This is a genomic window from Kitasatospora sp. NBC_00315, from assembly GCF_041435095.1.
Classification (GTDB): domain Bacteria; phylum Actinomycetota; class Actinomycetes; order Streptomycetales; family Streptomycetaceae; genus Kitasatospora.
This window is the reverse complement of record NZ_CP108025.1, coordinates 5,756,138-5,773,572: the sequence shown is the minus strand read 5'-3', so window position 1 is coordinate 5,773,572 and position 17,435 is coordinate 5,756,138. Positions and strand designations below refer to the sequence as shown.

15 protein-coding genes are annotated in these 17,435 nt (G+C 73.5%); 10 read left to right on the top strand and 5 right to left on the bottom strand.

All coding sequences use genetic code 11. The features are described from left to right. Positions 1-101 precede the first annotated feature (101 nt). The 3 genes from OG823_RS24060 (at position 102) to OG823_RS24050 (ending at position 5,983) form a co-directional block, all read left to right on the top strand. The gene (locus tag OG823_RS24060) at positions 102-1,997 is read left to right on the top strand and encodes a galactose oxidase-like domain-containing protein (protein WP_371481740.1); all 1,896 of its coding nucleotides are present in this window, start codon (positions 102-104) and stop codon (positions 1,995-1,997) included. Between the two features lie 199 nt (positions 1,998-2,196). Continuing rightward, positions 2,197-4,584 (top strand): Dyp-type peroxidase, encoded by a 2,388-nt coding sequence (locus OG823_RS24055; protein WP_371481738.1) that lies wholly within the window; start codon positions 2,197-2,199, stop codon positions 4,582-4,584. A 205-nt stretch (positions 4,585-4,789) separates the two neighbouring features. Next, positions 4,790-5,983, top strand: coding sequence for an alpha/beta hydrolase (locus tag OG823_RS24050; protein ID WP_371481737.1), 1,194 nt, complete (start codon positions 4,790-4,792; stop codon positions 5,981-5,983). Positions 5,984-6,109: 126 nt separating this feature from the next. Here OG823_RS24050 and OG823_RS24045 read toward each other — a convergent pair whose 3' ends face one another. Together OG823_RS24045 and OG823_RS24040 are read right to left on the bottom strand one after the other, a co-directional pair. Next, positions 6,110-7,114: an aldo/keto reductase gene (locus OG823_RS24045; RefSeq protein ID WP_371481736.1), complete on the bottom strand. Its 1,005-nt coding sequence runs from the start codon at positions 7,112-7,114 to the stop codon at positions 6,110-6,112. Then, positions 7,111-7,638 (bottom strand): MerR family transcriptional regulator, encoded by a 528-nt coding sequence (locus OG823_RS24040; RefSeq protein WP_371481735.1) that lies wholly within the window; start codon positions 7,636-7,638, stop codon positions 7,111-7,113. The genes OG823_RS24045 and OG823_RS24040 overlap by 4 nt, the downstream gene beginning before the upstream one ends. Positions 7,639-7,746: 108 nt before the next feature. Between OG823_RS24040 and OG823_RS24035 the strand changes: the two genes are divergently transcribed. Then, complete coding sequence (locus OG823_RS24035) at positions 7,747-8,580, top strand: serine hydrolase domain-containing protein (RefSeq protein ID WP_371481733.1); 834 nt, start codon at positions 7,747-7,749, stop codon at positions 8,578-8,580. An 83-nt stretch (positions 8,581-8,663) separates the two neighbouring features. On the opposite strand, the gene OG823_RS24030 is transcribed toward OG823_RS24035, so the two are convergent. Next, positions 8,664-9,440: a pirin family protein gene (locus OG823_RS24030; RefSeq protein ID WP_371481731.1), complete on the bottom strand. Its 777-nt coding sequence runs from the start codon at positions 9,438-9,440 to the stop codon at positions 8,664-8,666. A 252-nt stretch (positions 9,441-9,692) separates the two neighbouring features. On the opposite strand from OG823_RS24030, the gene OG823_RS24025 reads away from it, so the two are divergent. The 5 genes from OG823_RS24025 to fabF all read left to right on the top strand — a co-directional run bounded on the left by OG823_RS24025 (position 9,693) and on the right by fabF (position 14,706). Next, positions 9,693-10,889, top strand: a complete 1,197-nt coding sequence (locus OG823_RS24025) for a PucR family transcriptional regulator (RefSeq protein ID WP_371484635.1) — start codon at positions 9,693-9,695, stop codon at positions 10,887-10,889. 90 nt (positions 10,890-10,979) lie between these two features. Further along, a complete protein-coding gene (locus OG823_RS24020; RefSeq protein ID WP_371481729.1) occupies positions 10,980-11,924 on the top strand; it encodes an ACP S-malonyltransferase in 945 nt (314 codons plus the stop codon). Beyond that, positions 11,921-12,952, top strand: a complete 1,032-nt coding sequence (locus OG823_RS24015) for a beta-ketoacyl-ACP synthase III (protein ID WP_371481727.1) — start codon at positions 11,921-11,923, stop codon at positions 12,950-12,952. Before OG823_RS24020 ends, OG823_RS24015 begins: the two co-directional genes overlap by 4 nt. 89 nt (positions 12,953-13,041) lie before the next feature. Then, positions 13,042-13,284 carry an acyl carrier protein gene (locus OG823_RS24010; RefSeq protein WP_371481726.1) on the top strand — a complete coding sequence of 81 codons (243 nt, stop codon included), beginning with the start codon at positions 13,042-13,044 and terminating at the stop codon, positions 13,282-13,284. 156 nt (positions 13,285-13,440) lie between these two features. Beyond that, positions 13,441-14,706, top strand: coding sequence for a beta-ketoacyl-ACP synthase II (fabF, locus tag OG823_RS24005; RefSeq protein WP_371481724.1), 1,266 nt, complete (start codon positions 13,441-13,443; stop codon positions 14,704-14,706). A gap of 157 nt (positions 14,707-14,863) precedes the next feature. Here fabF and OG823_RS24000 read toward each other — a convergent pair whose 3' ends face one another. Together OG823_RS24000 and OG823_RS23995 are read right to left on the bottom strand one after the other, a co-directional pair. Next, entirely contained in the window at positions 14,864-15,358 is a 495-nt protein-coding gene (locus tag OG823_RS24000) for a DUF3145 domain-containing protein (protein ID WP_371481721.1), read from the bottom strand. Positions 15,359-15,764: 406 nt separating this feature from the next. Further along, a complete protein-coding gene (locus OG823_RS23995) occupies positions 15,765-16,790 on the bottom strand; it encodes an NADP-dependent oxidoreductase (RefSeq protein WP_371481719.1) in 1,026 nt (341 codons plus the stop codon). Positions 16,791-16,942: 152 nt separating this feature from the next. Between OG823_RS23995 and OG823_RS23990 the strand changes: the two genes are divergently transcribed. Next, complete coding sequence (locus tag OG823_RS23990) at positions 16,943-17,425, top strand: MarR family winged helix-turn-helix transcriptional regulator (RefSeq protein WP_371481718.1); 483 nt, start codon at positions 16,943-16,945, stop codon at positions 17,423-17,425. Positions 17,426-17,435 lie beyond the last annotated feature (10 nt).

Here is a 17,435-nt window from a genome sequence, read left to right as displayed (position 1 = left end):
GTGATGATGTGTCACCGTCGGCAACGGTTCGCGCGCTCCCGCCCACGGTCTGCGCGCGGTCGCGCCGTCCGCTGCGCCCACCCCCGTCCCCAAGGAGCCCCATGTCCCGCAGCACGCCCCGCAGAAGACTGTCCGCCGCGGTCTCGGCCTGCGTCGTCGTCTCCGCACTGACCGGCGCCACTCTGATGACCACCGCGGCGCCGGCCCTCGCCGGGGTCCGCGCCCACGACGAGCCCCGGGCGGCCCCGGAGTCCGGCCCGCACATCACCTCGCCCCGGGTGATGGCGGAGATGCGCCCCGACGAGGTCGCCGCGCTGGGACCGGAGCACGCCGAGGCGCACGCCGAGGCCCGGGCCGCCGTCCGGGGCGTCGGCGACTACCCGCAGACCACCCGCACCAACCGGCTGAACGCGCTGACGGACAGCCAGGCCAAGATCAACGCCGGCTTCGACGCCGCGACCTCCGGCGCGTTCAAGGAGTACTTCCCCTCCCCCGAGTTCGCCGCCCACATCGCCATGCTGCCCACCGGCAAGGTGCTGCTCTTCTCCTTCGAGCGGATCGAGACCAACCCGGAGAAGGAGCCGGCCCCCACCCAGACCACCGGCAAGGAGAACGCCGGGCGCGCCTTCCTCTGGGATCCGGCGAAGGGCAGCGGTGCCAACGCGTTCACCAAGGTCACCCCGCCCGTGGTCGACATGCCCGACGGGCTCGGCGAGCCGCGTCCCGCGCCGTTCTTCTGCGCGGGCCACTCCTTCCTGCCGAACGGCATGCTCGGGGTGTTCGGCGGCAACCTCGGCGGCAACGGCGGCACCGGCGCCAAGCTCTCGCTGGTCTTCGACCCCTGGACGGAGACCTGGACCCGCAACCCGGACATGTCCGTCGGCCGCTGGTACCCCTCGGTGGTGACCGGCGCGGACGGCCGCGCGCTGATCATGTCCGGCCAGTCCGAACTGGGCTGGGGCACGCCGACCCCGGTGGTGGAGCGCTTCCCCGCGAAGGGCTACCCGGTGCCTCAGAAGAAGACCGACGTCCCGAGGAACACCCCGGTCGACACCTTCCGGGCGAGCGCGCCGTTCACCCTCGACTACCCCCACCTGTTCTCCCTGCGGGACGGCAACATCTACGGCTTCGGCCGCAGCCCCGGGCAGCAGTGGCTGTTCGACCCGAAGAACGAGACCCGCAGCGACCTCCCGGCCCGGCCCGACGGCAGGGCCCGCAACTACGGCTCCGCCGTACCGCTGCCCGGCGGCACCGACGGGCCGGACTCCGCGCTGGTCCTCGGCGGCGACCGGGACAACCCGAGCACCCTGAGATTCTCCAACGGCACCTGGACCGCCGAGAAGTCCCGCGCCTTCGGCCGGACCCAGGACGACACGCTGATCCTGCCGGACGGCACCCTGATGACCGTCAACGGCGCCTACGACATCCGCGACTACGGCAACGGGCCCTACAACCCCAACGCCGACCTGAAGTACCGCCAGACCGAGCTGCGCGACGCGGCCGGCAACTGGCGGCTCGGCCCCGTCCAGCGCCTGCCGCGCGGCTACCACTCCAACGCGGTGGTCCTGCCGGACGGGCGGGTGATGGTGACCGGTGACGAGCTCCAGCAGCTCGCCAACGACCCGGACGTCAAGGACGACATGAACGGCAGCATCGAGATCTACGAGCCTGCCTACCTGGCCAAGGGCGACCGGCCCGCGCTCGACCGGGCCCCGACCACCGCGATCGGCTTCGACAGCAGGTTCCTCGTGAACACCTCGACGCCGACCAGGGCGTCCCGGGCCGTGCTGCTCTCGCCGACCACCGCCACCCACTCGGTGAACACCAGCCAACGCCACCTCGAACTGCGGATCACCAGCCGGGCCGGCACGAAGCTGGAGCTGCAGGCGCCGCCGTCCGCGGCCGCCGCGCCGCCGGGCTGGTACATGCTCTTCCTCCTCGACGACAAGGGCGTCCCCAGCGTCGCCCAGTGGGTCCAGCTCGGCACCGCCGCCTGACCGACGCCGCACGGGCCGGCGCCCGGCGGCCGCAGGGCGTACGAGCGGACGCGGACCCGTCCGATCGCACGCAAGGCGTACGAGCGGACGCGGACCCGTCTCGGGCGAGCGCGGCCGGCCCGCTCGGGCGACCTCATGGTTCGTCCACGATGAATGTGAACCACCCCCACCTCGGACCGATCACCCCCAGGAGTCCCCCGTGCCACCCGACCTCAGACTGCGCGAGAGCGATGAGATCCAGGGCGACATCATCGCCGGGTTCAAGAAGGACCACGTCACCCTGCTGTTCCTGAAGTTCGAGGACGCCGCCAAGGCCCGCGGCTGGCTGAAGGCCCTCACGCCGAGGATCGCCACCACCCGTCAGGTCGCCTCCTTCAACGCGGCGTTCAGTGCCGCCCGCCGGGCCGGCGGCGGCGACGACCCCAAGTCGCTCAAGGCCGTCTGGACGGGCATCACCTTCACCTTCCCCGGCCTGGCCGTGCTGGTCGGCCGGGATCCGTACGACGAGCCGCCGGTGGGCGGCACGCTGCAGGCGTTCAAGGAGGGATCCCGGCTGCGGGCCGGCGCGCTCGGCGACACCGGGGAGAGCTCCCCCGACAACTGGCTGTTCGGCAACGGCACCACGATGCCGGTGCACGCGGTGCTCACCGTCGCCGCCGACACCGCCCCGGACCTCCAGGCCGCCGTGAGCGCGCACCGGGACTCCGCCGCCGAGGCCCGGATCGTGACCGTCTTCCAGCAGAACGCGGCCACCCTCACCGGCACCCGTCGCGGCAAGGAGCACTTCGGGTTCAAGGACGGCGTCAGCGAGCCCGGCGTGCTGGGCTTCGACCCGCCCTCCGCGACCCGTCCGGAGGAGGTCGAGGGCCACCCCGGCACCCGGCTGGTGCCGGCCGGCCAGTTCGTCGTCGGCGAACCGGCCGCCCCCGGCGGCGCCACCGACCTCCCCGCCTGGGCGAAGGACGGCTCCTTCCAGGTGGTCCGCCGCCTCGCCCAGGACGTCCCCGGCTGGTGGGCGCAGGTCGGCGTCCAGCTCAAGATCCTCAAGCAGGCCAAGGCCGTTCCGGCGGACGTCGGCAGTGAGTGGCTGGCCGCCCGGCTGGTCGGCCGGTGGCGCTCGGGCGCCCCGGTCTGCAAGCACCCGGACGCCGACGTGCCGTTCGACCCGGGCGCCTCCAACGACAACGACTTCGGCTTCGCGGACGACCCCGACGGCCTGATCACCCCGCTCTTCTCGCACCTGCGCAAGACCAGTCCGCGCGACGGCCTGGTGCTGAAGCCCGGTCAGCCGCCGATTCCGGCCGGCAACCTCGACAGCAAGCGCATCATGCGCCGCGGCGCCCCGTACGGTCAGCCGTTCGACCCGTCCGCGGAGGGCCCGGGCGGGCCCGACGACCCCCGCGGACTGCTCTTCGTCAGCTACCAGTCGGACATCGTGGAGCAGTTCGAGTTCATCCAGACCGCCTGGATCGACGACGTCGACTTCCCGCCCGGGCGCGACCCCCAACAGCCCGGCGGCGACCCGATGGTCGGCCTCGACTGCCCGGTCAACCACGAGAGCCGGTCGGCCGACGGCGGACGCAGGACCACCACGCTCAGCTTCAAGCAGTTCGTCAGGACGGAGGGCTCGGTCTACGCCTTCGCCCCCTCGATCAGCCTGCTGCGCGGGCTCGGCGACGGCACGCTCACCCCGCAGGCCCCGCCGGCGACGCAACAGCCGGGCGCGGACGGCTCCGGGCAGCCGGGCACCCAGCAACCGGCCACCCAGCAACCGGCCACCCAGCAACCGGCCACCGGACAGCCCGCCACGCCGCCGAACGGGCAGGCGGGCACCCCGAAGCCCCCGACGCCGGTGGTCGACGAGTTCCTCCCGGTTCCCGACCAGCAGCGGACCTCCGGCACCAGCGAGTACTGGTCGTTCCGTGAGGGCCGGTACCGCAGGTTCTCGGTCGCCGGCGGCACCCACGAGGACGCGCTGCTGAAGTCCGACGGCGCGCTCAGCGACTGGGAGTCGCTCCAGGGCGTCGGCCGGGTCGACGCGATCCTGCCCGTCCCGGGCCGCCAGCGGGTCGGCGGCAGGAGTTCGTACTGGTTCTTCCACACCACCGGCGGCACGCAGGTGTACCGGGGCGTCACGGTCGCCGACGGCGCCTCGCACACCGACACCCTGGACCACGCCGACCGCTCCCTGTCGCGCTGGGGCTCGCTCAAGGGCGTCAGTCGGGTGGACGCCTTCCTGCCGGTGCCGAACCTGCAGAACAGCGGCGGCCGGAGCTGGTTCTGGGTGTTCCACAGCACCGGCGGGCGTCAGGTCTACCGGCTCGTCTCGGTCGCCGACAGCGGCCTCCACATGGACGCCCTGGAGCGCTCCGACCGCGAGCTCGGCGCCTGGGTCTCGCTGGACGGCGTCACCCGGGTGGACGCCTTCCTGCCGGTGCCGGACCGTCAGCGGGTCGGCGGCGCGAGCGAGTTCTGGGTGTTCCACGGCGACCGGTACCGCCGGATCTCCGTCGCCGGGAGCAGCGGCAACCAGGACCGGCTGGAGCAGGCGGACCGCTCGGCGGGCAGCTGGACGTCCCTGGCCTGAGCCCTCGCCGGTACGGGCCGGGGCCGCGCGGCCCCGGCCCGTACCGGCAATCGGGTGACAGTGCCCACATGTGACCCATCCCACAGTTTGGGGCTCGTCCATCGCCACCACGGACCACCTACGCTTGCCCGGAGAAGTCGGCAGTCGTACCACCTCCGGGCCCCGCCCGCAGTGACGGTCACGGGACCCAGAGGGAGTTGACGCCATGCGCCGTAGGCGTTGGAAGCGTGTACTGATCGGTGCTTTCGCGGGGTGTGCGGTGCTCGTGGACGCCGGCGCCGCCGCCGCCCAGGCCGCGGCCTCCACCGAGCAGGTCGCGATCGCCACGCCGCCGGCCGGCAGCGCCGCCTGGCTGCAGGACCACTCCCTCGGACGCGCCCTGCCCAACCCCGCCACCGCGAGCGCGGGCGCGGTCGCCGGCTTCTTCGCCTCGCTGACCCCCGCCGAGACCACCCGGCTGCTCGCCGAGTACCCCCTGGTGGTCGGCAACCTCGACGGCGCCCCGCTGAACCTGCGCTACCGCGCCAACCGCGCGGCGCTCTCCGCCGAGCGCGAGAACGCGCTCGCCCGGGCGGCCGATCCCTCGCTCGATGTGGACACCCGCGCGCTGGCCGTCTCCCGCGCCAACGACTGCGGCCACCTGCTGGCGCCCGGCCGGCAGATCCTCGCCTTCGACCCGCGCGGGCGCGGCCTGGTCAGCGAGGTCTTCGGCGACCTCGCCACCGCGCAGCGGGTCTCCGTGCTCGTCCCCGGCTCCGACGCCGACCTCGGACACCACGACCAGGCCGCCGAGCCGCTGCGGTCGCCCGCGGGCATGGCCCGCGCCCTGCTCGCCGAGGCCGAGCGCCAGGCACCCGAGACCCGCACCGCCGTGGTCGCCTGGACGGGCTACGTGACGCCCTCCGGCCTCGGGCCGGACGCCGTCACCTCCCGGCTGGCCGACGTCGCGGCCCCGCGCCTGGAGCGCCTGCTCGACGGGCTGGAGGAGACCACCAGCCCCGACGCCCCGCCCGCGCTGTTCTGCCACTCGTACGGCTCGGTGGTCTGCGGGGTCACCGCGCCGCATCTCCCGCACGCCACCGGGACCACCGACCTGGTGGTGTTCGGCAGCCCGGGCATGGGTGTGCAGAGCGCCGCCGAGCTGGGCCCGGGCGTGCAGGTCTGGGCCACCCGCAACCCCACCGACTGGATCGGGAACGTGCCGTACCTGGAGGTCGGCGGCCTGGGCCACGGCGCCGACCCGACCGGCAGCGGCTTCGGCGCCCAGGACGTCTCCTCGACCGGGGCGGCCGGCCACAACGGCTACCTGACGCCGGGCACCGAGAGCCTGCGCAACTTCGCCGCGATCGCCCTCGGCCGCTACCGCTCGGTCAGCCTTCAGCCGCCCGCGGCGGGCTGACGGCCCGTCCGCGGATCACCGGCGGCGGGCCACGGCGCGAGCCCGCCGGCCCCGGAGCCGGGTGCGCCGCGGCGGCGCGGCCACCGGGCCCGCGGCGGCGACCGGCCGCCCCGGGCCCCGTCCGGCCTACTCGCGTCCGGCCGAGGTGAAGCTCATGTCGGCGTAGCGCGTACCGGTGACCCGGCCCGCGATCGGCTCCAGCTCGGCCAGCTCCTCCGGGGCCAGCCGCAGGACGGCCGCGGCGGTGTTCTCCGCGAGCCGGGTCCGCTTGCGGGTGCCGGGGATCGGAACGACCGTCAGCCCGTGCACCTCGGCGCGCTGGTGCACCCACGCCAGCGCCACCTGCGCGGCACTCACCCCGCGCCCGGCCGCGATCTTCAGGATCGGCGCCACCAGCGCCGCGTTCGCCTCCGCGTTGGGGCCGCTGAACTGCGGGTGGTAGCGCCGGTAGTCCTGCGCCGACAGCTGCTCGGCGGCGGCGAACGAACCGGTCAGGAAGCCCCGGCCGAGCGGGGAGTACGGCACGAAGGCGACCCCCAGCTCCGCCGCGGCCGGCACCGCGGTCCGCTCGACGTCCCGGGAGAAGATCGACCACTCGGACTGCAGCGCGGCGATCGGGTGGACCGCGTGCGCCTCGCGCAGCTCCGCGCCGGTGACCTCGGAGAGCCCGAGGTGGCGCACCTTGCCGGCCTGCACCAGTTCGGCCATGGCGCCGACCGACTCGGCGAACGGGACGGCCGGGTCCCGGCGGTGCATGTAGTAGAGATCGATGACGTCCACGCCCAGCCGCCGCAGCGAGGCGTCCACGGCGGAGCGGACGTACGCGGCGTCGTTGCGCACGCCCCGGTAGGCGGGGTCGTCGGCCCGGCGCTCGATGGCGAACTTGGTGGCCAGCACGACCCGGTCGCGGTTGGCCCGCACGAAGGGGCCGATCAGCTCCTCGTTGTGCCCGGAGCCGTAGATGTCGGCGGTGTCGAACAGGGTCACGCCGAGGTCGAGGGCCGCGTCCAGGGTGGCGAGGGCCTCCGCGGTGTCGGTCGGGCCGTAGAACTCGCTCATGCCCATGCAGCCGAGGCCCTGGGCGCCGACGACGGGGCCGTTGTCGCCGAGCGTGGTGGTGGGGAGTGTCATGCGCTCTTCCTCTGGTCGGAGGTGACGTGGGTGTCCGCGGGCGACACTCCGACGCGCTGCCCGTCACGGGGCCGGGTGTCCGAGGTCTGCCTGCGGGAGTAGAGATCGATCTTGTGGTCGAGGACGGCGAGCGTCGCGTGCAGGTCGGACAGTCGCTGCCGGACCTCCTCGCGGTGGGCGACCAGCAGCTCGCGCCGCTCGTGGAAGGTCGCCTCGCCCAGGCGGGCCAGCTCGACGTACCGCAGCATGTCGGCGACCGGCATCCCGGTCAGCCGCAGCTTGCCGAGGAAGGCCAGCCGGGCGAGATCACCGTCGCTGTAGCGGCGCTGGCCGGAGTAGGACCGGTCCACCGGGTCGAGCAGGCCGATCCGCTCGTACCAGCGCAGCGTGTGGGCGGTGAGGCCGCTGGCCGCCGCGACCTCCCCGATGGTGTGCCGCGGGTTCCGGTCGGGCGCGCTGTCCGGCGTGCTGTAGGCGTCCGTGCAGCTGCGCGGGCCGGAGTCGGACGGAGCGAGTGTGACCATGAGCGGGACCCCCTGGTGTGCGGTGGTGACGACGCTAGTGAGTTAGAGCGCACTCCAAGCAAGCGTCCCACGTCGGCGGGCCCCGCGGGCTTCGTTAGAGTCGGGCCCATGCAGAGCTTGCGGATGATCGAGGACTGGCCGGTGCCCCACGCGGCGACCGCCGTGGTACGCGGCGCGGACGGCGCACTGCTCGGCGCGGACGGCCCGCAGGAACGGCCGTTCCCGCTCGCGTCGGTGACCAAGCTGCTCAGCGCGTACGCGGCGCTGGTCGCGGTCGAGGAGGGCGTCTTCGAGCTGGACGATCCGGCCGGACCGCAGGGGTCGACGGTCCGTCACCTGCTCGCCCACACCTCCGGACTCGCCTTCGACGAGCACCGGTCGATGGCCGCGCCGGGCACCCGGCGGCTGTACTCCAACGCCGGCTTCGACGTCCTCGCCGACACCCTCGCCAAGGCGTCGGGCATCCCGTTCGCGCAGTACGCGGCGGAGGCGGTGTTCGAGCCGCTGGGCATGCGGGCGACGTACCTGGACACCGCGCACCGCGCACCGGCCGGGGCCGGCGGCGTCTCCACCGTCGCCGACCTGTGCCGCTTCGCCGCCGAGTTGCAGGCCCCGCGCCTGCTGGACCCTTCGACCGTCGAGGCGGCCACCCGGGTGGTCGCCTTCCCGGGGCTCAGCGGCGTGCTGCCCGGCTTCGGGCACCGCCGGCCCAACGACTGGGGCCTCGGCTTCGAGATCCGCGGCGACAAGGCCCCGCACTGGACGGGCGACGCCAGCTCGGCCGCCACCTTCGGGCACTTCGGGCAGTCCGGCACCTTCCTCTGGGTCGACCCGGCCGCCGGGGCCGCCTGCGTGGCCCTCACCGACCGCGACTTCGGCCCGTGGGCGGCCGAAGCCTGGCCGGCGTTCACCGACGCCGTGCTGGCCGAGCTCGACGGCTGATCCGCGCCCGGCCGGCCCGGCCTGCCCGCCCGCACCGGGCGGGCGGACGGGCGAGCGGGGACGGGCGAGCGGACGGACAGGCGTCAGCCGTAGGAGACCGGTGAGTGCATCTCCCAGACCAGCAGCTCGGCGCCGTGCTCGCCCGCCGTCGGATCGGCGAAGGCCTCGCCGGTGATCCGGGCACTGTCGCCGGGCTCCATCGAGCGTCCGCCCCCCTGCGGCCCCCGCACCGTGCGAAACCCCAGTGAGCCCGCCGTCAGGTGGGCGTAGCGGTACGGGGCGGCGGGCAGCTCGGGCAGCGGCAGCCAGGGGCCGGCCGTGGCCAGCCAGAGCGCGGCGTCCGAGCGGCGCAGCCGCAGGGCCGGGGTGTCCGCGTCCCGCGACAGGCCCGAGGCCAGCAGGGTCAGCCCGTCGGCGGCCGGCTCCACCCGGCGCAGCCCGTAGACCGGGGGCGCGTCGAATACGTCCGGCTGGAGCCACATCTGGACGAAGCGGACCGGCACCTCGGCCCCGCCGACGTTGCGTTCGGTGTGCGTGACGCCCGAGCCCGCGCCGAGGTGCTGCACCATGCCCGGGCGCACCACGCCGCTGTGGCCCTCGCCGTCCCGGTGGGCCAGCGCGCCCTCCAGCACGTAGGTGAGGATCTCGGTGTCGCGGTGGCGGTGCTCCTCGTAGCCGGCGCCGGGCGCGAGCCGCTCCTCGTTGCACGCCAGCAGCGCGCCGAAGTGGGTGTTCCTCGGGTCGTAGTGGCCGGAGAAGGAGAACGCGTGCCTGGTCTCGACGCCCTGCGCGTGGGTCGAGAGATAGCGCTCGGCGGTGCGGCGCAGGTCGGTGCGGGGGCGGGTGGCGGCGTCGGTCACGGGGCCACGGTAGCCGGTGTGATCGTCGCCACCGGGCCGGATCGGAGGGGTTGTGCACGAGCATTCATCCCGGTGAGGCAGTCTTGTCCTGTGCCAGCCGCTTCTGCGAACGCCAAGAACGACCAGACCGACACACCGGACGACGCCGCCGCGGCGCCGCCCTCCGAACCTGCCGGAACCGCCAGGCCCGCCGCCGGGGCGACGGCGAGCAGGAGAGCTGCCGGTCCCCGGGCGGGCCGCGCCGCGCCGCGCCTGACCGCGCAGGAGCGCAAGCAGGCCGCCGAGCGGGCCGAGCGGCGGGTCGCGACGCTCAAGCGGCTGGAGCGCTCCTCGGGCAAGCTCGCCTCGGCCGCGATCGCCCGGATGGACGACCAGCTGGGCTGGTACCGGCGGATGCCGCCGGAGCACCGCTCCTGGATCGGCCTGGTCGCCCAGGCGGGCATCGCCGCCTTCACCGAGTGGTACCGGCACCCGGACGCCCCGCAGGCCATCTCGACCGACGTCTTCGGCACCGCGCCGCGCGAGCTGACCAGGGCGATCACCCTGCGGCAGACCGTCGAGCTGATCCGCACCACCATCGAGGTGATGGAGGAGGCCATCGAGGAGGTGGCCGCTCCCGGCGACGAGGCCGACATGCGCGAGTCGGTCCTGGTGTACGCCCGGGAGATCGCCTTCGCGACGGCCCAGGTGTACGCCCAGGCCGCCGAGGCGCGCGGCGCCTGGGACGCCCGGCTGGAGGCCCTGGTCGTCAACTCGCTGCTCTCCGGTGACGCGGACGAGGGAGTGCTCTCCCGGGCGGCCGCGCTCGGCTGGGGTCAGCCGAGCCAGGTGCGGGTGGTGATGGGCAGTGCCCCGGACGGCGACAGCGAGCTCGTGGTGGAGGCGATCCGACGGGCCGCCAGGTACGCCAAGCTGCACGTTTTGACCGGGGTGCTGGGCAAGCGCCTGGTCGTGGTGGTCGGCGGCGACAAGGAGCCGGTGCACGCGGCCCGGGCGCTGATCGGCCAGTTCGCGCCCGGCCCGGTGGTGGTCGGCCCGACCGTCGGCGACCTGCTGTCGGCGACCAGGTCCGCGCACGCCGCAGCGGCCGGCCTGCGGGCCTGCGCGGCCTGGCCGGACGCGCCGCGCCCCGTCCTGGCGGACGACCTGCTGCCCGAACGGGCCCTGGCCGGGGACCAGGCGGCGCGCCGTCAGCTGGTGGAGGAGATCTACACACCACTGGACGAGGCGGGTTCGGCACTGCTGGAGACGCTCAGCGTCTACCTGGAACAGGCCTCCTCGCTGGAGGGCGCGGCCAGGATGCTCTTCGTCCACCCCAACACGGTGCGCTACCGGCTCCGACGTGTGACAGACGTCACGGGCTATGCTCCCTCCGACGTCCGTTCGGCCTTCACGCTGCGCATCGCGCTCGCGCTCGGCCGACTGGGCACGGTCGGGGAGCAGAGCTGACAGCGCTGTAGGGACTCCACAATCCCACGTGCTTTTCTTCGTTACCGTCGCCTACCCGCCCCTGGGCGTCCGGCGAGAGAGGGTTGAACCGTGCTCGTAATCGTCGCCCCTGGACAGGGTGCCCAGACCCCCGGATTCCTCAGCCCCTGGCTGGAGGTGGACGGCGTCGACGACCGCCTTCGTGGCTGGTCCGAGGTCGCCGGGCTCGACCTGGTGCGCTACGGAACCGAGGCCTCCGAGGAGGAGATCAAGGACACCGCGGTGGCCCAGCCGCTGCTGGTGGCCGCCGGCCTGGTGGCCGCCCGGGCGCTGTTCCCGGACGAGGTCCGGGCCCGGCAGCTGGTCGGCGCGGTCGCCGGCCACAGCGTCGGTGAGATCACCGCCGCCGCCGGCGCCGGTGTGCTCAGCGCCCATGACGCCCTCACCTTCGTCCGCGAGCGCAGTCTGGCGATGGCCGAGGCCGCCGCCACCACCGCGACCGGCATGGCCGCCGTCCTCGGCGGGGATCCGGAGCTGGTCGCGGCCAAGCTCGCCGAGCACGGTCTCACCGCGGCCAACAACAACGGCGGCGGCCAGATCGTCGCGGCCGGCACCCTGGCGCAGCTGGAGGCCCTCAAGGCCGACCCGCCGGCCGGCTCCCGGCTGATCCCGCTCAAGGTGGCGGGCGCCTTCCACACCGAGCACATGGCTCCGGGCGTGGAGCGGCTGGCGAAGCTGGCCCCGACCCTGGAGATCTCCGACCCGGCGGTCGCGTACGTCTCCAACAAGGACGGCGAGGTCGTGACCTCCGGCGCCGAGGTGCTCGGCCGGCTGGTCTCCCAGGTCTCCAACCCCGTCCGCTGGGATCTCTGCATGGAGACGCTGCAGCAGCTGGGTACGACCGCGGTGATCGAGCTCTCGCCCGCCGGGACCCTCACCAACCTGCTCAAGCGCAACCTCAAGGGCGTCGCGACGCTCGCCCTGAAGACCCCGGCCGATCTCGACAAGGCGCACGCGCTCGTGGCCGAGCACGGCCGTCAGGAGAACCTCGCATGAGCACCCCCCAGATCCGGCCGGTCACCGGCGCGGCGTACTCCCGGATCCACGGCGTGGGCGGCTACCGCCCCGTCCGGGTGATCCCGAACGCCGAGGTCCTGAACTGGATCGACTCCTCGGACGAGTGGATCCGGACCCGCAGCGGAATCGCCGAGCGCCGCTGGGCCGGCCCGGAGGAGACCGTCGCCGAGATGTCGGTGCAGGCGGCCGGCAAGGCGATCGCGCAGTCCGGGATCGCGGCCGAGCAGATCGGCGCCGTGATCGTGGCGACCGTCTCGCACCTGAAGCAGACCCCGGCCATCGCCACCGAGATCGCCCAGCGGCTCGGCTGCGGCACCGCCCCCGCCTTCGACATCTCGGCGGCCTGCGCCGGCTTCGGCTACGGCCTGGGCCTGGCCGACGGCATGATCCGCGGCGGCAGCGCCGAGTACGTGCTGGTGATCGGTGTCGAGCGGCTCAGCGACCTGACCGACACCTCGGACCGCTCGACCGCGTTCATCTTCGGTGACGGCGCCGGCGCGGCCGTCGTCGGCCCGTCCGACACCCCCGGGATCGGCAAGGTCGTCTGGGGCTCGGACGGCTCGCAGAAGGACGTCATCACGCAGACCCAGGCCTGGGACACCGCCTTCGCCAAGGAGGACGCCGTCAACGGCGCCGGCGACGAGGTCAAGTGGCCGGCTCTGCGGATGGAGGGCCAGGCGGTCTTCCGCTGGGCCGTCTGGGAGATGGCCAAGGTCGCCCAGCAGGCGCTGGACGCCGCCGGGATCACCGCCGAACAGCTCGGCGCGTTCATCCCGCACCAGGCCAACATGCGGATCACCGATGCCATGATCAAGGCGCTCAAGCTGCCCGCGTCGGTACCGGTGGCCCGTGACATCGCCGAGACCGGCAACACCTCGGCGGCCTCCATCCCGCTGGCGATGGAACGCATGCTGGAGAGCGGAGAGGCCCGCAGCGGCGACCTCGCCCTGATCATCGGGTTCGGGGCGGGTCTGGTCTACGCGGCGGCAGTCGTTACGCTCCCCTAGGCACAGCCGCAGTACCCGCCGTACCCGTCAACAGAACGTGCGGCCGCCCGCCGGGCAGCCGTCATCACCACCGAAGAGGAGCAGCCACTATGGCTACCAAGGACGAGGTCCTGGAAGGTCTCGCTGAGATCGTCAACGAGATCGCCGGTATCCCGGCCGAGGACGTCGAGCTCGACAAGTCCTTCACGGACGACCTGGACGTCGACTCGCTGTCCATGGTCGAGGTCGTCGTGGCCGCCGAGGAGCGGTTCGAGGTCAAGATCCCGGACGACGAGGTCAAGAACCTGAAGACCGTCGGCGACGCCGTGGACTACATCCTCGCCAACGCCTGACCCAGGTCACCGCACAGCCGGACCGCTCACCCCCTGACCGACCCGGCCGCACGACCTGACGCTAGACCGGCCGGGGCTCCCCGCTCGCGGAGCGCCCCGGCCGGGCCCCACCTCCGGCGCCGCCGAACCCCCTGCCACATGTGAGAGAGAAAACCAGTGACCGCTGAAAACCGCACCGTGGTCGTCACGGGTATCGGCGCCTTCACGCCGCTGGGCGGCGACGCCGCCTCCACCTGGGAGGGCCTGCTCGCCGGCCGCTCCGGGGTGAACGTCCTGACCGAGGAGTGGGCCGCCGACCTCCCCGTCCGGATCGCCGCGCGCACCGCCGTCGAACCGGGCGAGATCCTTCCCCGGCCGCTGGCCCGCAAGCTGGACCGCTCCGCGCAGTTCGCGCTGATCGCCGCCCGCGAGGCCTGGGCCGACGCCGGCTACGAGACGCCGGCCACCGACGTGTCCTCCAAGCTCGCCCCCGAGCGCCTGGGCGCCGTGATCGCCTCCGGCATCGGCGGCGTGACCACCCTGCTCGACCAGTACGACGTGCTGAAGGAGAAGGGCGTCCGCAAGGTCTCCCCGCACACCGTCCCGATGCTGATGCCCAACTCCCCGGCGGCCAACGTCGGCCTGGAGGTCGGCGCTCGCGCGGGCGTGCACACCCCCGTCTCCGCCTGTGCCTCCGGCGCCGAGGCGATCGGCTACGCGATCGAGATGATCCGCAGTGGCCGCGCCGACGTCGTGGTGGCCGGCGGCACCGAGGCGGCGATCCACCCGCTGCCGATCGTGGCCTTCGCCAACATGATGGCGATGTCCAAGAACAACGACGAGCCGCAGCGCGCGTCCCGCCCGTACGACAAGGCCCGGGACGGCTTCGTGCTCGGCGAGGGCGCCGGCGTGGTCGTGCTGGAGTCCGCCGAGCACGCCGCCGCGCGCGGTGCCCGGATCTACGCCGAGGCGGTGGGCCAGGGCCTCTCCTCGGACGCCCACCACATCGCGCAGCCGGAGCCGACCGGCGCGGGCGTGGCCCGTGCGCTGGCCGACCTGTTCGACCGCAACCAGCTGGACAAGGCCGAGATCGTGCACGTCAACGCGCACGCCACCTCAACCCCGCAGGGCGACACCGCCGAGCTGAAGGCGCTGCGCAAGGAGCTCGGTGAGCACCTCGACCACATCGCCATCTCGGCGACCAAGTCGATGACCGGCCACCTGCTGGGCGGCGCCGGCGGCATCGAGACCGTCGCCACCGTGCTGGCCCTGTACAACCGGCTGGCCCCGCCGACCATCAACGTCGAGCACCTGGACGACGACGTGGACGCGGACATCGTGACGGGCGAGCCCCGCAAGCTGCCCGAGGGCCCGATCGCCGCGCTGAACAACTCGTTCGGCTTCGGCGGCCACAACGTGGTGCTGGCCTTCCGCAGCGTCTGACCCGCGGTACGGGAGTGGGGCCGGTGCTTCTCGGGGAAGCACCGGCCCCACTCCCGTACCCGGCGCCGTCCCCGTGCCGGCTTCACTGCCGCACCGGGCCGGAGGTGCGCTCCGCCCCCGGGCGCACGGGGCGTGGCGGGGTGGGGTGGGAGCGGCTTCAGACCACCTGGTGCAGCCAGCGCACCGGGGCGCCCTCGCCGGCGTACCGGAAGGGTTCGAGTTCGTCGTCCCAGGGCTTGCCGAGCAGCCTGGCGATGTCGGCCTCCAGGTCGGTGCCCTCGTTGCGGGCCCGCAGCAGGACGGCGCGCAGCCGGTCCTCGGGGATCAGGATGTCACCGTGGATGCCCGTCACGGCGTGGAAGATGCCGAGGCCGGGCGTGCTGCTGAAGCGCTCGCCCTCGGCCGTCGCGCAGGGCTCGCTGGTCACCTCGTACCGCATCAGCTGCCAGCCCCGCAGGGCGGAGGCGAGCTTCGACGCGGTGCCGGGCTCCCCCTGCCAGGAGAACTCGGCGCGCCAGTGGCCGGGTGCGGCCGGCTGGCGGATCCAGTCGAGGCTCACCCGCACACCGAGCACACCCGCCACCGCCCACTCGACGTGCGGGCACAGCGCGCGGGGCGCTGAGTGGATGTACAGGACTCCACGTGTCGTCACCGGGACCTCCAGGCTGTGGACGAGGGTCGCCTTCCCCAGCTGCCTCGTGCCTGCAGGTGATCCACAGTTACCCAAGATAGCCGACATTAAGCCACTAAATTGAGCAAAACGGACAGGCTCTCACTCAATGTTAGTCGGATCCTCATGGAGGTCCACCCCTCGCTCGGATCTCTCCCCCGAACGGCCCCATGGGAGGGCGGGACCACCGTACCGCGCGCCCGCCCACCGGGGGTGACGCTCTTTCGGATCGGGCCGGAATGCGGTAGTGCGACCCCGCGCCCAGCGCCCGTACGCAAACCGCCCCGCCGGCACCGGGAGGGCGGCGGGGCGGGGCGGGGCCGCCCGAAGGAGGCCGCGGAGCGGTTCACCTCCGGCGCCCGGAGGTCTCCGGGCACCGGAGGGCGTGTCAGGAGGCGAGCCGGACCACCATCTTGCCGGTGTTGCCGCCGCGCAGCAGGTCGATGAAGGCGTCGAGGGCGCTCTCCACCCCCTCCGTCACGGTCTCGTCGTAGCTGATGCTGCCGTCGCGCAGCCAGCCGGCCATCTCGGCGGTGAACTGCGGCTGGAGCGCGGCGTGGTCGCGCACCAGCAGGCCCTCCAGGCGCAGCCGCTTGCCGATGGCGAGCGCCAGGTTGCGCGGACCGGCCGGGGCCTCGGTGGCGTTGTACTGCGCGATCGCGCCGCAGAGCACCGCGCGGCCGTGCGCGTTGAGCGAGTGGATCGCGGCCTCCAGGTGGTCACCGCCGACGTTGTCGAAGTAGACGTCGATGCCCTCGGGGGCGGCCTTCTCCAGCTGCTCGCGGACCGGGCCGTCCTTGTAGTTGAAGGCGGCGTCGAAACCGTAGTCACCGGTCAGCTTGGCGACCTTCTCCGCCGAGCCGGCCGAGCCGACCACCCGGGAGGCCCCCTTGAGCCGCGCGATCTGGCCGACCAGCGAGCCGACCGCGCCGGCCGCGCCGGAGACGAACACGCTGTCGCCCGGCTTGAGGTCCGCGACCGCCAGCAGGCCCGCGTAGGCGGTCAGACCGGGCATGCCCAGCACGCCGAGGTAGTACGACAGCGGGGCCGCCTGCGCGTCCACCTTCACCGCGCGCTCGGCGTCCAGGGTCGCGTACTCGCGCCAGCCGAGCCCGTGCAGGACGGCGTCCCCGACCTCGATGCCCTCGGCCTCGGAGGCGACCACACGACCGACCGCGCCGCCGTCCATGACCTTGCCGAGCTCGTACGGGGGCACGTACGACTTGACGTCGTTGAGCCGGCCGCGCATGTAGGGGTCGACGGAGAGGTACTCGTTGCGGACCAGGATCTCGCCCGGCCCGGGCCGGCGCACCGGTGCCTCGACCAGCGCGAAGTCGGCCGGCGTGGGCCAGCCCTGCGGGCGGGCGACGAGGTGCCATTCGCGGGCGGTGGTGGGCGATGCCTGCTCTGCCATCAGATCTGCTCCTTGGGCTGTTCCGGATGCGCTGCCCGGGACGTCGTCGGGGCGCCCCGCGGGATATCGGGTCCACATGAAAGGTTGAACCACTAAAGCAACGATGGACGTGAAAGGTTCATGTTGTCAACTGTTCAGGTAGACTGGGTGCTATGGACACGCTGCCGACCGAGGTCGCCTCCCCGCCGCCGACCGACGCGATCACCCGTGAGGTCGTCGACCTCATGGCGCATCTGGTCGCGCTCTTCCATCGCGAGTACGAGGAGGCCGCCGCCGCCCGCTCGCTGACCGGCGCCCAGGCCAAGGTGCTGGCGCTGCTGCGCCGGGGGCCGATGCCGATGCGCCACATCGCCCAGACCCTGAGCTGCGAGCCGTCCAACATCACGGGCATCGTGGACCGGCTGGAGTCCCGCGGGTTCGTCACCCGGGAGGCCGACCAGCACGACCGCCGGGTGAAGCTGGTCGCCGCCACCGACGCCGGCACCGCCGCCTCGGAGGAGCTGCGCGACTCGCTGAACTTCGCCCGCGAGCCGCTCGCCACCCTGGCCCCGGACGAGCGCGCCGTGCTGCGCGACCTGCTGCGCCGGATGCTCGACGGCGTCGGCCCCGCGGCGCTCCCGGACCGGACGGACTGACCACCACCCC